Below are 15042 nucleotides of genomic sequence, written 5' to 3'. Positions count from 1 at the left end.
ATTCTACGTCAGCCTCAGTGTTCGGGCCAGTATGGGCTTATTCGTATTTACACAGGTAAGCGGTTTCTTCGGTCGTTTTAACCTTAAAGCTTAGGTTGGCTTCAACAATAAAGGTTTCCCCTGCGACGAACGTTTGCCACTCCACGGCATCGGGCAGTTTCACAGTGAGGGCGCCACTGACTACGGTCATGTACTCGCGTTTGCTGGTACCGAATTCGTATTCACCCACGGCCATAACGCCCAGGGTTGCAGGCAAGTCGGCAGTTTGGAAGGCGATGGAGGTCACCTTATCCTCAAAATAGCGGTTAACTTGAAACATGGTGTGACTCCTGTGGACTCGTTTTTGTTGGAATGCCCCTGTGTAGGACATTATTGCTCAAGCATAAAAAAACCCTGAATACTGCGTATTCAGGGTTTTAAAATTTGGCTCCGGTGGCTGGGATCGAACCAGCGACCAACGGATTAACAGTCCGCTGCTCTACCGCTGAGCTACACCGGAAAAGTCGCTTCCTCTGTGGAAGTGGCGCGTATCTTATTGTCAGATATCGGAGTGGTCAAGGGATTTTTATAAAAAAATTCATGGGCTTACGATGGCTGCATAGGTCTTGAACAGTCTGATTGTTTGGTGATCAGACCGCGATCTAGAGGGTGTATTTTTGCAATTTAGCGTAGGGCTCGCCACACTGTGGCCATGGAGAATATTGATAATCCGCTGTTAACTGCCGTCAAACTTTGCGTGGCTGAGCAGTGCGCTCGCGGGCTCGATGAATTGCGTGAAGTGGCCCTGTTTGCCTGGCTGAGAGACCAGAAATTGGTGCCTGAAGAGCAGTTGGGGCCGGAGGGGCTATACCGCGTCCATTTTCTGATGCGCAACGCGCTCTACCGTTTGGCGCACAGCGATACCCTAAAGCAGTGGTCGTTTTCTGCCGTGGGCGTGCAATGGCGGCCTCGGGCTAATACCGGCGAGCATATGCCGGCACCCGCTGAGGCAAACCTGGCTCAGTACTATCTGAATCTGTCGAATTTAGAGCGCTCCGAGGCGCAGGTTTCTGAGTTGTTGGCGGGTTTTTGGCGCAAATTTGAAGCCTACGTGGCAGCGGATGGCGACAAACTTTCGGCTGCGCTGTCGCTACTCGAGCTAGATGCGCTGTCAGATTTGGCGACGCTCAAGCGCCAATATCGCCGCCGTGCAATGGCCCTGCATCCCGATCGAGGCGGCTCAGACAGTGCGCTGCAGGCATTAAATCAAGCGTACGACCTGGCCCGCGCTCGCTTGACTTAGCGCCTTAAAGCCAGCACCCGAAAGCTGCCGTTATCGGCCACTTGGGTCGCTTTCAATAGCCCCTGCGCGCGCTTTTCCAGACCGACAAATTGATTGACCACCACGAGGGCTAGGCCGCTAGGGGTGAGCCATTGATGCATGGCGCGGACAAATTTTTCCGTCAGATCTCCCGACGTCGAAAAGCCTTGGTGGAAGGGGGGGTTGCACAGCAGCAGGTCTACTGGAAGTGCTAGAGGACTGGCATCGCCGTCTAGGCCTCGATCGCCCGCAAAGCTCGTGGCCCAAGCGCCACAATTGGCCTCAAATGCGGTGAGCGCAGCGGCACAGTTGTCGGTGGCGAACCAAGCGGCATTAGGCAGGAGTTCGTGACCTGCCAGTGAGAGGAATCCATAGCCGCAGCCCAAGTCCAATACGCGCGCAGGAGGGCGCGATAGTCCCTGTAATACGCTGGGGAGTTGCTCAACTAAAAAGCGGCTACCCTCGTCAATTTTCTGCCAGCCAAATGTGCCCGGTTTGCTTTGAATGGGTGTTGTGTGCCATTCGGCGATGGTGCGCAACTGCCCATAACGTTGGTCGTTAAGTGTATTTCCTGATGGCTGGGGCGGGGCTTGAAAGCGTGCCACATAGTCGTTGCCGTGTTTGTTGATCGCCTTATTGCCAAATAATTTGGCGGCGCCATCGGCGTAGCTTTTTATGCCTTCGTTTTTCTGGCCTAGCAGTATTAACGATTGCCAGCGCTGGGGCTGCTTCGCCAGCTGATTGAGAAGATGGTGGACCACGGGGCGCTCTTTGGATACGCGGTAGACAATCCGGGAAAAATTGTGCTGGCTCAGCGCTGCGTTTAGATCCCAGTCGGTAAACCAACACTGCGCGCCTTTGCGTTGGGCACGGTCAAAAATATCCCAGCGGTTGGTGAGTGTTGCAGGCACCTGTTGGTGGGAATTAATGAACGTGAGTGCATTTTCGTCGGCCAGCCAAAGGGTGTCTTGGGGTTGTTCGAGCAGCTCGCTCGCCAGTCGTTGGTCGGTGGAATTCATAGGTTAAATACTGCCGATTTCGGCTTCCGTTAGTGGCCGGTATTGGCCGGGCTCAAGCGCGGGGTCTAGGTGAATGCTCCCAATACGTTCGCGGTGCAGGGTCAGCACCCGATTGTCGAGTGCGCCCAGCATGCGCTTTACCTGATGATAGCGGCCCTCACACAGTGTCACGCGACAGCGTTGGTCTGCGAGAGGCTCGACGGTTGCGGGGCGTGTGGGGTGCGTTTCGTTGCGCAGCAGTATGCCTTCAGCGAAGGCCTTGGGCGCATCGGGCGACAATGGCGCTGCGAGACTGGCGATGTAGCTCTTTTCGCAGGCGCGGCGAGGGCTGGTGACGCGGTGATTCCAGCGTCCGTCGTCGGTGATGAGTAGCAAACCCGTGGTATCGAGATCGAGCCTGCCGACGATTTGCAGTCCGTGCTTGTTGGGTTCTTCCAGTAAATCGAGCACGGTGGGGTGGTGCGCATCTTGGGTGGCGCACAGGTAGCCCGCTGGTTTGTGCAGCATAAAATATCGGGGCCCCGCGGCCTTTAATACGGCACCATCCAAGGTTACTGTATCTGTTGCACGTACCGGAAACGCAGGGCTGGATACGGCGTCGCCGTCCACAGCGACGCGCTTGGCTTTGATGGCTGCTTGAACGTCTTTGCGTGAAAGGTCTGTCGCTTGGCTAATCCAGCGATCAATGCGCATCGGCGAAATCTTCCTTGGCGGGGTGAAAGGTTGTGAGATCGATGCGATAAACTTGCATTAACTCGTCGAGTTGCGAGCCGGCGGTGGGGCTCAGATAGGGGCGCTCAAGCATCAGTACTTGATAAACCGCTCTGCGCAATAGCGGGCCCGCATCGTCGTGGGCAACGAGTGTGGTGCGTATAAACCCAATCCAGTTAGTCATTAGTATCCACGCGGCGTAGCTTAAGTCCCGTTGCAGGTTGTCATTGGCTTGCATCAAGCCCGCATCTACTAGCGCCTGTAACAGCAGGCAGCTCTTTTCAAAAACGGCATTAAAAGTCGCTTTATGCAGTTGAGCGAGTCGAGGTGAGTCCGCCAAAATTTGTTCGATATCGCGATAAAAAAATCGGTGCGCCCAGAGCGCCTGAGTGAGGGCGTCGAGCAGTGCCACTTTATCTTTCATCGCAAATCCACAGTTCTCTGGCAGCGTCATGCGATTGAGCACCGCCTGCCGGTGCTCGAGGTATAGCTCCTCGATAATCGCCTGCTTATTACGGAAGTGGTAGTAGAGGTTGCCGGGAGAAATGCCCAGTTCAGCCGCGATGTGGTTAGTGGTGACATTTCGCTCACCGCGCTGGTTAAACAGTGCCAAACTGGTGGCAAGTATACGTGCTCGAGTGTTAGACATGAGGGGTGTAGATCTCTTTAATTGCGCGCGATTATAGCGGTTTGCCATACTTCTTGACAGGTTAGAGTATTAGCTCTAAAAATGGCGGACAGCAATAGTGCACTCATGCCCTAGGAGGCCCCATGACCACTGCCGTGCAGGCTATTAGCGATACCGATATTTCAGCCCAAGATTTGCGGGATCTGCTGGACGCACAGCGCCTGGCATACAGCGCCAATCCCATGGCATCTGCTGCAGAGCGTAAAGCGCGACTCAAGCGGTTAAAGGCAATGGTGCTCGAACACCGCGACGCCTTGATGGACGCTATGATCAAAGATTTCTCAGCGCGATCGCGCCACGAAATGCAACTGGCTGAAATTTTGAGTCTGGTGGAAATGGTTGATTATCTAAGCGGGCAAGTGGCGCGCTGGATGAGGCCAGAAAAGCGACGTTTGGCGTTGCATTTGCAACCGGGTAAGGCGCAAGTGTTTTATCAGCCGCTGGGGGTTGTGGGCATTATGGTGCCCTTTAACTACCCGCTATTGTTGGCATTGGGGCCGCTCGCAACAGCGTTGGCTGCGGGCAATCATGCCATGATCAAAATGCCGGAAGCCACGCCGCACACCTCGACACTCATGGCAGACTTAATCGCAAAATGTTTTGACCCTGCGCTGATCACTGTTGTCAACGGTGGCCCATCGGTGGCGGCCAGTTTTTCGGCACTGCCTTTCGATCATTTGATGTTCACTGGCGCCGGCAGTGTGGGCAAGCATGTGATGCGCGCAGCAGCGGAAAATCTGACGCCAGTGACATTGGAGTTGGGAGGTAAATCGCCGGTGATTATCGGCGCTGATTTTCCCATCGAAGCCGCCGCCGAGCGCCTGTGTTACAGCAAGTCTGTGAATGCGGGGCAAACGTGCGTGGCGCCGGATTATATTTTTATTCCGCGTGAAAAAGTCGAGGCTTTTAAGCAGGCTTATAAGCAAGCGTTCCAACGCTTTTATCCGAAGGTGAGCGACAACCCTGATGTTACCGCTGTTATCAGCGAGCGCCACCAGCAGCGCATCATGTCGTGGGTGTCGGCGGCCAAAGCCCAAGGTGCCTGCGTCGAGCCAGCCTCTGACGAGCAGGTGAATGACGGTACGCGGCGCATGGTGCCGCTGCTTGTCACGCAAGTGGATCGCACGATGACGCTCATGCAAGAGGAAATATTTGGCCCGGTTTTACCATTATTGCCCTACGATTCACTGGATGAGGCGATTGAGTATATTAACGCGGGCGATCGTCCATTAGCGCTTTATTATTTTGGTTTTAATAAAGCCTGCCAGCAAAAAATATTGAGTCACACCCATTCAGGTGGCGTGGTTTTTAATGAAACTATGTTGCACGTGGCGGTTGATGATTTGCCGTTCGGTGGGGTTGGTGCATCGGGAATGGGGCATTACCACGGCAAAGAGGGGTTTATTACATTCAGTAAGCCCAAGGCCGTCTTGTTCAAGCCAAAATTCAATGGGATGTCGTTTTTATACCCGCCTTACGGTGGTTTTATTGACCGGATTTTAGGGTTTTTAATTCGCTAACCAAACTGGGTCTAACGCTTTTTTCCAATGCGGCTCTTGCCAATTAATTTGGGTGACCGCATGGATGAATTTTGCGGCTGCAGGGCAGCGCAGTGAAAGTGGCTCGCCGGTGACTGGGTGCGAAAAATCTAGGCCTACTGCACTCAGTAGTAAATGGTTGGCGCTAAAGTGTTCGGCGAAAAACCGGTTGTGTACACTTTTGCCATGTTTTGCATCGCCAATAATGGGGTGTCCCGCATGTTTTAAGTGGCGCCGTATTTGATGCTTGCGTCCGGTTTCCGGCTGGCAGAGTACCAGCGAATAGCGTGCCACAGGGTAGCGATCAACGGGGTAGGGCAGTTCGCAGGTGGCCAGTGTTGTGAAGTTGGTGATGGCGCTTTGCGGGGCTTTGTCCTGTTGGCGGTGCTTGTCGGCGATGCGGTCCAGCTTCACCGACAGTGGGTAGTCCAGACGTTGGCTGGGCATGTAGCCGCGACACATGGCCAAGTAGTTTTTTTGAATGTCTTTGTCGTTGAATTTGTCGCTCATTGCCCTCGCAATGTCTGCATTTAAGGCAAACACCAGTAGGCCCGAAGTGGGCTTGTCGAGTCGGTGCACTGGGTACACATGTTGGCCTATTTGGTCGCGCAATAATTGAACGGCAAAGCGCGTTTCATGGCGATCAATGGGGCTGCGGTGGACTAAGAGCCCGGAAGGTTTGTTGATGACCACCAAGTGTTCATCCTGAAAAATCAGCGGCAGCTGTTCAGGTGTATCGATGTGTTCAACTGGGTTGGTCATGGTGGCGCTTCTGGGGTGAGGTTGTGCAATGTTGATGGGCAGAGAGTGCAGGGCCGTTACGACCCTGCACCGGTGACGCTAAATGGATTTTTCGCCAGAGTCCACGGTTTGATAAATCAGCGTATTGATGGTCATCGGGCCTACGCCGCCAGGCACTGGCGTGTAGGCGGCTACACGGTCTTTTAGTGGTGTGAGTTCCACATCGCCCACGCCGCCGGGGTGGTAGCCCGCATCGACGACTACTGCACCGTCTTTAATCCATTCCGCTTTAATGAATTCGGGCTTGCCGACGGCGCCCACCAAAATGTCGGCCTGCTTGATATGATCTGCCAAATTCTGAGTGCGCGAGTGGCACATTGTGACCGTCGCGTTGGCGCCCAGCAGCATCATGGCCATCGGTTTGCCCAGAATGGCACTGCGTCCAACCACGACTGCATGCTTGCCTGCAATGTCGATATCGTAGGCCTGCAGCAATCGCATGATGCCCTTGGGCGTCGCGCAGCCATAGGCCTCCTCGCCCATACTCATGCGGCCAAAGCCCAAACAGGTAACGCCATCCACATCTTTTTCTAGGGCAATGGCATCAAAGCAGGCGCGCTCGTCAATCTGCGCAGGCACGGGGTGTTGTAGCAAAATGCCGTGGACGTTGGGGTTATTGTTGAGTTCTTCTATTTTGGCGAGCAATTCTTCCGTAGTGGTCGAGTCAGGCATTTCTACCCGAATGGAACCCATGCCAATACGTTCGCAGGCGTTGCCCTTCATTTTGACGTAGGTAGCGCTCGCGGGATCGTCGCCCACCAAAATCGTTGCCAAGATGGGGGTTTGACCACCACTTTTGGTTTTTAACGCCTCGACGCGGGCGCTCAATTCTTGTTCAGTTTTTTGGGCAAGGGCTTTGCCGTCGAGTAGCAGGGCGGCCATGGCGGTGCGTTCCTATATAGAATTGGAGTTGGTGGCTAAATGTTGCAAACTGGTGGTCTTATTTCAGGAAAATCTGACTAATTGATCAGAAAATCATGGATCGACCAAGGGCGCGCATTGTCCCACAGCTCTGCCGGAGCGCCAATAGTCGAGATGGCGTTCTGCGTTTTTGGTGGTTCTAAAGTGAGGGTACGAGCCCTTCATTTTGTTCCGCTAAAAGGATGGGTAAACACTTCGCTAAATTTTGGCTTAGGTGTATTGTGAAGGGCGCTGCTTTCGGGCCGCTTGAGGTGCTGGCTAAGGGGAGTCCACTCGGGAAAAGCCCTGTATTATCAACCACCTAGTATTCGTAAAAAATCGAATTTCTTTTGTTGACGGGAGTGGGGTGCGTGGGTATGATGCGCACCACTTGAAACGGCGAGCCGCCGTGTTGGGTATGTCGGAGTGTAGCGCAGTCTGGTAGCGCGCCTGGTTTGGGACCAGGATGTCGGGGGTTCGAATCCCTCCTCTCCGACCATTTTAAGCGTTTGTTGCACCGAGGTGTCGTTCACGCGCCCGTAGCTCAGTTGGATAGAGCAACGGCCTTCTAAGCCGTGGGTCGCAGGTTCGAATCCTGCCGGGCGCGCCATTTTGGCCCCGGGGACATAGCGTCCGGTACAAAATCAGTGCAAACCCAGCTCCCGCCGGATTTGTTACCTACACTGATTAATTCTTTTGGCCACATGGCTTAAAAGCGCAGCAAATCTGCACCTCTATGGTGGGCGTAGCTCAGTTGGTAGAGCCCTGGATTGTGATTCCAGTCGTCGGGGGTTCAAGTCCCCTCGTCCACCCCATTTTCTCCCCCCCATTGTATATTTATTGCGCTGTAATTAAGCGTGTGTTTTCGCGTGTTTCTATTTTGTGTTCACGCTAATATTCTCGGCCATTAGTAAACCAAAAATAATAGTGAGCCCGAAATGATAGATTTCCGTTCCGATACAGTAACTCGCCCCTGTGCTGCCATGCGCAAAGTCATGGCTGAGGCAGATGTGGGAGATGATGTGTTGGGCGATGATCCCACCGTTAATATGCTTGAAGCTTGGGCCGCAGAGCGGCATGGTTTTGAGTCGGCGTTGTTTACTTCTTCAGGGACACAGGCAAATTTGCTCGGCATTTTGAGTCATTGTGAGCGCGGTGACGAATATCTGTGTGGCCAGGACGCCCACAATTATCGCTATGAAGCAGGCGGCGCTGCGGTGTTGGGTTCGGTGCAGCCCCAGCCCATTGAAAATATGCCGGACGGTACACTGCCATTGGCAAAACTTGAGTGTGCGGTGAAGCCCGATGACAGTCATTTTGCACGCACCCGATTGATCAGTTTGGAAAATACTATTGGCGGCAAGGTGTTGCCTGCAAATTACGTACACGAGATACGAGCTTTTACTGATCGCCATCGTTTGCAGCTGCATCTAGACGGTGCGCGCGCCTACAATGCTGCGGTGGCCATGGGTGTCGATATTGCAGAGCTTGCTAAGCCTTTTGATTCCATGACAATTTGTTTGTCTAAAGGATTGGGTGCGCCAGTGGGTTCACTGTTATTGGGTCCGCGCGATTATATTCAGCGCGCCCGGCGGCTGCGCAAGATGTTGGGTGGTGGAATGCGTCAAGCCGGAATTCTAGCGGCCGCAGGATATTATGCGTTGCGACACAACGTCGAGCGACTCGCTGAAGATCACGAAAACGCGCGGTATTTGGCGCAACAATTACAGCAGTTGGCAGGTTTCGAAACTGCTGCTCATCCCGTACAAACCAACATCGTATTCGTGGATGTGTCATCCAGCATTGATATCCATGGGCTGGCCAAGCAGCTGCATACACAAGGTATTTTTATGAGCCCGGGCTACCAGGGAATGCGACTGGTGACACACAAAGACATTGATCGTGCAGCTATTGATACATTCATTGACAGCGTGCGACGCGCGCTGAACTAAGTGCACCCTTAGCCGCAGCTGCACGTGATACATTCGTGCGCCATTTTGGAGAAAGGCCATGAAACATTGTTGTTTTTTAGGCGCGGTTTTATGCGCATGGTTAATGCCCAGTTTTGCTGAAACGCCAGAGCAGCCTATTTCGTCTGCCGCGGTAGTTAGCAATGTGCCCTATAGCGCTATCGCGAGTTTGCCTTTTAATGAGCCAGACCTGCGCATTGCCTATGGTCACGAACAAAGTCATTACGGACTGTTGTGGCGGGCGAGGGGAGAGCGGGCTACAAATCAGCGGCCGCTGGTGGTTTTTATCCACGGTGGTTGCTGGTTGAGTGCCTACGATATTCAGCACAGTAATGCCCTAAGCAGCGCGCTGGCCGATGTGGGGTTTGCGGTGTGGTCACTTGAATATCGACGTGCCGGGGCATCCGGTGGTGGTTGGCCCACGACGTTAAATGATATCCGGCAGGCGCTCAGGGCAATTGAAAAATTAGCCATCGCCAATCTCGATTTTGACGGCGTCGTGTTGGTAGGGCACTCGGCTGGGGGGCATTTGGCACTGCTCGCTGGTGGCGATGCGATGAACAGTTCTGCCTCAGCTGGTTCGGCATTACCCGTGCGCGCTCTAGTGGGCCTGGCGGCCATTGTCGATCTTGAGCGCTACGGTCAAGGGGGAAATAGTTGTCAAAGTGCGGTGTCAAAATTTATGGGGGGCGATCTGGCGACTCGGCGTGCGGAGTATCAAAGCGCCAACCCTGCTGAGCAGCGATTAACTGTACCGACATTCCTGTTGCAGGGCTCCGAAGATCACATTGTGGATCCCGAGCAAGCTCACCATGCCGATGCGCGCACAGTCCTCGTGCCGTCCGCCGGTCATTTTGATTGGCTCCATCCGGGTAGTGCAGCCTTTGGCGTTCTCGTTAAGACCTTAGAGAAGGTTTCCGATAATGAGCAAAAGTGAAGTTATTCCCGCAGACATTAAAAGGTTGGACGCAGAAGATCCACTAGCGGAAAAGCGAGCTGAATTTTATTTGCCACCTTCGGTTGTCTATTTAGATGGCAACTCGCTGGGCCCTATGCCAATCGCTGCACGGGCTCGTGCTCGCTCTGTGGTTGAGCGCGAGTGGGCAGACGATTTAATCACTAGCTGGAATGTGAATCGCTGGATTGAGTTGCCCACGATTGTGGGTGACAAAATAGGTCGCTTAATCGGGGCCGATAGCGGGAAGGTTATTTGCGGAGATTCGACGTCAGTTAATTTGTTTAAGGTGTTAGCCGCAGCGCTAAGCCTGCAACCTAAGCGATTTAAGGTGTTGTCGCAGCGGGGAAATTTTCCGACGGATTTGTACATGGTGCAGGGGCTGGCCGCGCTGTTAGGTGAGTCTCGCTGTCAATTGCTGACAGCGTCTGCAGACGATCTGTTGGACCAGCTGGATGAATCCATCGCAGTACTTTTGTTGACCCAGGTGGATTTTCGCACCGGCAAAATACATGACATTCGTAAAATCACTGAGCTAGCGCACGAAAAGGGCATCGTAGTTATATGGGATCTCGCTCACAGCGCGGGCGTCATCCCTTTGTGGCTCGATGATTGGCAGGTGGATTTTGCGGTGGGCTGTGGATATAAGTTTTTAAATGGTGGCCCTGGTGCGCCGGCATTTCTGTACGTGGCCAAGCGCCATCAAGGCGCTTGTCAGCAACCTTTGTCTGGCTGGATGGGGCACCGTCAACCGTTTGAGTTTTCCGACGACTATCACGCCCACGCAAGCGTCAAACAATTTCTGTGCGGTACGCCCGGAGTGCTCGGTATGAGCGTGCTTGATGCCGCGCTGTCTGTGTTTGAGGGCGTGCAAATTCAAGCGCTGCGCAAAAAATCCCTGGCATTGATTCAGCTCTGCAGGCATTTGGTGTCTGAGCGCCCCGCCTTGAGCGAATTACAGCTGCTTACGCCTGAAGAGCCCGAGCAATCTGGTAGCCAGTTGGCGTATGCCCACAGCGAAGCTTACGCCATTTGCCAGGCGCTAATCGCGCGAGGAGTGATTGCAGATTTTCGAGCTCCCAATATATTGCGGCTCGGTTTTTCGCCACTATTTTTGCGTTTCGAAGATATCTATTTAAGTGTGTTGGCGCTTGACGAAATTGTGGCGGAGCGCCAGTACTTATCACCTCGTTTTCAGGCGCGACAAGCTGTTACCTAGTGGTAGCCCTGTGTATGGCAGGGCGCAATGAAGTGACCAGTGAGTGTGTTGTTGCGGTGAATGACGGCTTGCACGCTAGTGGCTGGGCGTTCCCGGTAGGCGGATTTTAAAACAGCTGCCAAGGCCCGGTGTGGATTCTACTTGAATGGTGCCGCCATGGTGTTCAGTGATAATAAAGTAAGACACGGACAGTCCTAGTCCGGTGCCTTGACCAACTTCCTTGGTGGTGAAAAAGGGTTCAAAAATGTGTCGTCGGACGGACTCTTGAATACCCGGACCATTGTCGGCGACTTCTATGCAAAACCAATCGTTCTCTTGGTAGGCGTTGAGGGTGATCGTGGGGTTCAGTGGCGCGCCGTAATCTTGTTGCTTAAAAGCCTGAAAGGCATTGCGGAGCAGGTTGAGTATGACTTGTTGTATCTCTACCGCAGAGCAGGTGAGTGGCGGTAAATTGGTGGCGTAATTTTTTTGAATTCTCGGCAATTCTGTTTCTTCGCCGGTGTCGAGTTGCATGCTGTGGATGGCGAGTTCAAGTGAGTTGTTGAGCAATTCGGGGATGTGAGTAGGTTGGTGGTCGCGATACTGATTGCGTGAAAACTCTAGCATATTGCTGACTATCCGAGCAGAGCGTTCTCCGGCTTCGCGAATGTGTTGCAAAAATTTTGGAATTTCCCGTTGATCTAGATAGCGTTTAAGCTGCTCTAGGTCCACCGACAGTTGCGTCGCTTGCTCGCGGTTCATGGGCAGCGACGGATCTAAGCGGCGTGTGATGTTTTGTACGTTGTTGAGAATGGCGGCCAATGGGTTGTTGATTTCATGGGCCATACCAGCTGCGAGCTCACCGAGTGATAGCATTTTTTCATTCTGGATCATCATGGTTTCTACCCGCACGCGAAGGGTAACGTCGTCTATGCGAATGACGGCGCCGCCCAATTCCAGCGCCATGAGTGGGTAAACAGTGATATCGGAGTAGCGGCAATTGCTGCCTGCGCCCTGTTGGATATTTTCCAGCGTTTGCGGCACTTGGCTGTCGATTGCCATTTCAATGGTGTCGGTGGTTATGGCAATTTCCGGGTAAACGTCGTCAATGGGTTGGCCAAGTGCTTTGCGCGAACTAATACCCAGCTGCCGTTCGGCTGCAGCATTCCACAGGGTGACTAAGCCCTGTCGGCTGACGCCAATTAGTACCGAGGGCATCGAGTTGATGATTGAGTGGAGGTAGTCTTGAGTTTCGCGCAGTAACTCTTCCGCAATTTCGTGGCGGGCGAGGGCATCGCTAAGCTGGTTGTTGCTTGTGCGCAGCGATTCAGTTCGCTCTTCAATGCGGTGTTCGAGACCGGCTTTTGCCGCTTCTAAGTTGTTGCGCGCACGCTTATATTTTATGCGGCTTTTTTGCAGTAAAAAGATCATTGCCGCCTGCAGAACTGACAAGGAGGCGAGTATCCAAAACCCCAAAGGTGTGCTGTCGCCAGTGGCGGCGTGTAGTTGCGGGCTGGCAAGGAGCAATAGCAGTGCTGTCCACGGCGTAGGCCGCAGCGTATTCCATGGCATAGAGGGGCCTGGTGTCCGTTGTCCAAAGAGCGCCATTGTAGCGCCTTTGATGGAGCCTGCCAGCTGGTTAATTTGTGGTCAAAAAGCGTATATAAATCAAATTGTTAGCTTTTTTCTAAAAGTCGTTGACAGGCACAGTTAAACGCGTAGAATGCGCGGCTCTGAACAACGGGTGGTTAGCTCAGTTGGTAGAGCGGCGCCCTTACAAGGCGTAGGTCACAGGTTCGACCCCTGTACCACCCACCATATTTGGCAGTGCTTAACGCCGTTAATCACGCCACACCGGTTATGCGGACCGGTAGTTCAGTTGGTTAGAATGCCGGCCTGTCACGCCGGAGGTCGCGGGTTCGAGTCCCGTCCGGTCCGCCACTAAATAAAATAGCCTCGACACTGTCGGGGCTTTTTTATGCCTGAAAAAGCATTTCTCCACGCAGGATTGGCGCAAACCTTATGCTGGTCTGATTTCGTTGTTCGCTTCAATCTTTGATCTCTGATGACAACACTTGCTCTTGGAAGGCGATTGATTCCATAAACAGGCTGCCTGCAAGTCAATGCTATGTTGTGTGTGGCACGACCTTCAGTCCTTCGTGTGCCTTCAGTTGCGCCTAGCTTCCGCTGCGCCAACCCCCTGATAGCTGTTAATTCTCGATTTCCGCAGAAGGCATGAGTTTTGGCAGCATTCGCGAATTGCCACCACTAACAATGGTTTGAGGGGGCGCTAGTTGTGTCATGGCAGTGTCATCTGGGTGGTCTACTGTGAGTTGCTTGGCGCAAATGAATGAAATATAAATTTAAGGAATAAAGGCATGCAAGATTATACCGAAGAGCTATTGGAGTTGGTGTGCGAGGAGGATGTAGAGGAGGTTTGGGTGTGTGAGTTCATTGATATGTAGTTGCCAATGCCGGAATGCGGCCCGTCATCAATCTGGTGAATCCATCACATCGCTTCCCATCGTTGTCGATCATACTTACACGCTCTATAGTTGATTAGATCATATGTCGCAGCGCTGATCGCTTGCGGCCGGGCCGTTGGCCTGAACGGGAACTCAGTTATGCCGCTAGACGCCCATGAGTTGGCTGAAGCCATCTATGTATTTGACGGAAATCGTATTGCTCGGGAGATGTTGTATCCGGAGTTTGAGGCGATTTTGGACGGCTATGTACCTATCCCTGAATTTGCCAATAAGCAAGTTCGAGCGGTGTATGTGCGAATCAGTAGCCATCTATTTGTAAAATCAACGGTTTTCTTTTTGGTGGAATTTGATGCTGAAGGCTTTCCTGATCGTCGCTGGAATATTCCCTTATCCCAGTTAGCTGATTCGGCGGCCAGTGGCCCTGATCTAGGTGCGGGTGCAATTCGCTTAGCCTGCGCATCTCAATGCCCCATTGAGTGGCATCAGCCCAGACTATGGGATCCCAATGTAGAGTCGGGTTCGAATCATTTTGCGCTGCTAAAAAAATCCGTTAAAGCAAACAAGCTGGGCTTGATTTGGAAGCAATCGGCAGAGCCGGTAAAGCGCGCACCCGCTGATGCCGTTGATACCGCATCGGCGCGAGCGCTAAAAGCTAAGTTGGAATCTGAAGCGCGTAGTCAAATGGCGCAATTGCTGAAAGAGCAGCGATTTCGAATGAGCGTGCAGCGCAATCAATTCCAGCAGCAAGTGGATTCACTCAAGCAAGAGCATCAAAGTCGGCTCGCCCGATACCAGGAGGCGTTAGCTGCGCGAGATAGTGAACTGCAGCAATTGAATCAGGCGCATCAGCAGCTCAAAGAAAAAATGGATTCTCAAGTCGCCAAGATGGCTGGAATCCGGGAATATTTTGAGCACAAGCTCAAATCGGCGCAAGCTGGTGAGCAGGAAAGTGTGCAGTCTTTACGTCAGCAATATGAAGTGGAAATGCAGTTGAAGCTAGATGCTGCCACAACCGATCTGCAAGACATGATTCAAATGCGAGACATGGAGTTGTTGTATCGCAATGAGCAGGAGGCCAGCCTGAACGAAGAAATAGCGCGCCTGCGTGCCGAGGTTCAAAGCTTGCTGGGTAACAGCGGCGATGAAATATTGCATCGGCTACAGGAGCAAGGTATCAATTTTGTGGCCTATCAGCCGGGCGCTGGCCACATTACTATTCCGGTATCTGAACTCACCCAATACACTGAAAATCCGCAGGATTATGCAGCTAAAAAATGCGGTTTAACGGCCAGCCAATATCGCACTTGGTTGACGCATTACAACAATCCGACCTGTTGTGCGTTAAAGGCTGATGGCAGTGTGTGTGGCGCCCATATCGAGCGGGTTCACAATCCCAATGACTTCCACCCAGGTGAAAATGACCGCTGTGCCGAGCATCGAGCACAGGTAGCGCAGACGTTTGCGGTAATGTCCTGA

The 15042-nt window shown here is 53.0% G+C and carries 13 protein-coding genes and 6 tRNA genes; 11 read left to right on the top strand and 8 right to left on the bottom strand.

Annotation, left to right across the window (positions count from 1 at the left end):
* Window positions 1-37: 37 nt before the first annotated feature.
* Window positions 38-319: a pyrimidine/purine nucleoside phosphorylase gene (gene ppnP / locus FHS30_RS08680; protein WP_183910049.1), complete on the bottom strand. Its 282-nt coding sequence runs from the start codon at window positions 317-319 to the stop codon at window positions 38-40.
* A 105-nt stretch (window positions 320-424) separates the two neighbouring features.
* Window positions 425-499 (bottom strand) — tRNA-Asn (locus tag FHS30_RS08675).
* A gap of 192 nt (window positions 500-691) precedes the next feature.
* On the opposite strand from FHS30_RS08675, the gene FHS30_RS08670 reads away from it, so the two are divergent.
* On the top strand, window positions 692-1282 hold the full coding sequence (locus FHS30_RS08670) for a DNA-J related domain-containing protein (RefSeq protein WP_183910048.1): 591 nt from the start codon (window positions 692-694) through the stop codon (window positions 1280-1282).
* Here FHS30_RS08670 and FHS30_RS08665 read toward each other — a convergent pair.
* From FHS30_RS08665 to FHS30_RS08655, 3 genes are read right to left on the bottom strand one after another with little or no spacing between them, the layout of a single operon-like run.
* Window positions 1279-2319, bottom strand: coding sequence for a class I SAM-dependent methyltransferase (locus tag FHS30_RS08665; RefSeq protein WP_183910047.1), 1041 nt, complete (start codon window positions 2317-2319; stop codon window positions 1279-1281). The two genes, FHS30_RS08670 and FHS30_RS08665, sit on opposite strands and share 4 nt — an antisense overlap.
* A 3-nt stretch (window positions 2320-2322) precedes the next feature.
* On the bottom strand, window positions 2323-3012 hold the full coding sequence (gene rsuA / locus FHS30_RS08660; RefSeq protein WP_183910046.1) for a 16S rRNA pseudouridine(516) synthase RsuA: 690 nt from the start codon (window positions 3010-3012) through the stop codon (window positions 2323-2325).
* The gene (locus tag FHS30_RS08655; RefSeq protein ID WP_183910045.1) at window positions 3002-3679 is read right to left on the bottom strand and encodes a TetR/AcrR family transcriptional regulator; all 678 of its coding nucleotides are present in this window, start codon (window positions 3677-3679) and stop codon (window positions 3002-3004) included. Before FHS30_RS08655 ends, rsuA begins: the two co-directional genes overlap by 11 nt.
* A 122-nt stretch (window positions 3680-3801) precedes the next feature.
* On the opposite strand from FHS30_RS08655, the gene FHS30_RS08650 reads away from it, so the two are divergent.
* Complete coding sequence (locus FHS30_RS08650) at window positions 3802-5238, top strand: coniferyl aldehyde dehydrogenase (protein WP_183910044.1); 1437 nt, start codon at window positions 3802-3804, stop codon at window positions 5236-5238.
* Here the strand turns inward: FHS30_RS08650 and truC are convergent.
* Window positions 5227-6018 carry a tRNA pseudouridine(65) synthase TruC gene (gene truC / locus FHS30_RS08645; protein WP_183910043.1) on the bottom strand — a complete coding sequence of 264 codons (792 nt, stop codon included), beginning with the start codon at window positions 6016-6018 and terminating at the stop codon, window positions 5227-5229. The genes FHS30_RS08650 and truC overlap by 12 nt on opposite strands.
* 78 nt (window positions 6019-6096) lie before the next feature.
* Window positions 6097-6939, bottom strand: coding sequence for a bifunctional methylenetetrahydrofolate dehydrogenase/methenyltetrahydrofolate cyclohydrolase FolD (gene folD / locus FHS30_RS08640; protein WP_183910042.1), 843 nt, complete (start codon window positions 6937-6939; stop codon window positions 6097-6099).
* A 440-nt stretch (window positions 6940-7379) separates the two neighbouring features.
* Here folD and FHS30_RS08635 point away from each other — a divergent pair.
* The 6 genes from FHS30_RS08635 to kynU all read left to right on the top strand — a co-directional run bounded on the left by FHS30_RS08635 (window position 7380) and on the right by kynU (window position 11101).
* A tRNA-Pro gene (locus FHS30_RS08635) sits at window positions 7380-7456 on the top strand.
* A gap of 34 nt (window positions 7457-7490) precedes the next feature.
* Window positions 7491-7567, top strand: a tRNA-Arg gene (locus tag FHS30_RS08630).
* A 129-nt stretch (window positions 7568-7696) separates the two neighbouring features.
* Window positions 7697-7772 (top strand) — tRNA-His (locus FHS30_RS08625).
* A 123-nt stretch (window positions 7773-7895) separates the two neighbouring features.
* Window positions 7896-8909 carry a low-specificity L-threonine aldolase gene (gene ltaE, locus FHS30_RS08620; RefSeq protein ID WP_183910041.1) on the top strand — a complete coding sequence of 338 codons (1014 nt, stop codon included), beginning with the start codon at window positions 7896-7898 and terminating at the stop codon, window positions 8907-8909.
* Window positions 8910-8967: 58 nt separating this feature from the next.
* A complete protein-coding gene (locus FHS30_RS08615; protein ID WP_183910040.1) occupies window positions 8968-9864 on the top strand; it encodes an alpha/beta hydrolase in 897 nt (298 codons plus the stop codon).
* Complete coding sequence (gene kynU, locus FHS30_RS08610) at window positions 9851-11101, top strand: kynureninase (protein ID WP_183910039.1); 1251 nt, start codon at window positions 9851-9853, stop codon at window positions 11099-11101. Before FHS30_RS08615 ends, kynU begins: the two co-directional genes overlap by 14 nt.
* A 75-nt stretch (window positions 11102-11176) precedes the next feature.
* Here the strand turns inward: kynU and FHS30_RS08605 are convergent, their stop codons facing one another.
* Window positions 11177-12652 carry a two-component system sensor histidine kinase NtrB gene (locus FHS30_RS08605; RefSeq protein ID WP_183910038.1) on the bottom strand — a complete coding sequence of 492 codons (1476 nt, stop codon included), beginning with the start codon at window positions 12650-12652 and terminating at the stop codon, window positions 11177-11179.
* A gap of 170 nt (window positions 12653-12822) precedes the next feature.
* Here FHS30_RS08605 and FHS30_RS08600 point away from each other — a divergent pair.
* The 3 genes from FHS30_RS08600 to FHS30_RS08590 all read left to right on the top strand — a co-directional run bounded on the left by FHS30_RS08600 (window position 12823) and on the right by FHS30_RS08590 (window position 15042).
* Window positions 12823-12898: transfer RNA gene (locus tag FHS30_RS08600), tRNA-Val, on the top strand.
* A 46-nt stretch (window positions 12899-12944) separates the two neighbouring features.
* Window positions 12945-13021 (top strand) — tRNA-Asp (locus FHS30_RS08595).
* A 683-nt stretch (window positions 13022-13704) separates the two neighbouring features.
* Window positions 13705-15042, top strand: a complete 1338-nt coding sequence (locus tag FHS30_RS08590; RefSeq protein WP_183910037.1) for a sodium:proton antiporter — start codon at window positions 13705-13707, stop codon at window positions 15040-15042.

Origin of the sequence: Simiduia aestuariiviva, from assembly GCF_014192475.1 — a bacterium.
Classification (GTDB): domain Bacteria; phylum Pseudomonadota; class Gammaproteobacteria; order Pseudomonadales; family Cellvibrionaceae; genus Simiduia; species Simiduia aestuariiviva.
This window is presented reverse-complemented; position numbering and strand designations above follow the sequence as displayed.

Coding starts and splice junctions, on each gene's coding strand:
- ppnP (WP_183910049.1), bottom strand. CDS start 319: ATGTTTCAAGTTAACCGCTATTTTGAGGATAAGGTGACCTCCATCGCC.
- FHS30_RS08670 (WP_183910048.1), top strand. CDS start 692: ATGGAGAATATTGATAATCCGCTGTTAACTGCCGTCAAACTTTGCGTG.
- FHS30_RS08665 (WP_183910047.1), bottom strand. CDS start 2,319: ATGAATTCCACCGACCAACGACTGGCGAGCGAGCTGCTCGAACAACCC.
- rsuA (WP_183910046.1), bottom strand. CDS start 3,012: ATGCGCATTGATCGCTGGATTAGCCAAGCGACAGACCTTTCACGCAAA.
- FHS30_RS08655 (WP_183910045.1), bottom strand. CDS start 3,679: ATGTCTAACACTCGAGCACGTATACTTGCCACCAGTTTGGCACTGTTT.
- FHS30_RS08650 (WP_183910044.1), top strand. CDS start 3,802: ATGACCACTGCCGTGCAGGCTATTAGCGATACCGATATTTCAGCCCAA.
- truC (WP_183910043.1), bottom strand. CDS start 6,018: ATGACCAACCCAGTTGAACACATCGATACACCTGAACAGCTGCCGCTG.
- folD (WP_183910042.1), bottom strand. CDS start 6,939: ATGGCCGCCCTGCTACTCGACGGCAAAGCCCTTGCCCAAAAAACTGAA.
- ltaE (WP_183910041.1), top strand. CDS start 7,896: ATGATAGATTTCCGTTCCGATACAGTAACTCGCCCCTGTGCTGCCATG.
- FHS30_RS08615 (WP_183910040.1), top strand. CDS start 8,968: ATGAAACATTGTTGTTTTTTAGGCGCGGTTTTATGCGCATGGTTAATG.
- kynU (WP_183910039.1), top strand. CDS start 9,851: ATGAGCAAAAGTGAAGTTATTCCCGCAGACATTAAAAGGTTGGACGCA.
- FHS30_RS08605 (WP_183910038.1), bottom strand. CDS start 12,652: ATGCCATGGAATACGCTGCGGCCTACGCCGTGGACAGCACTGCTATTG.
- FHS30_RS08590 (WP_183910037.1), top strand. CDS start 13,705: ATGCCGCTAGACGCCCATGAGTTGGCTGAAGCCATCTATGTATTTGAC.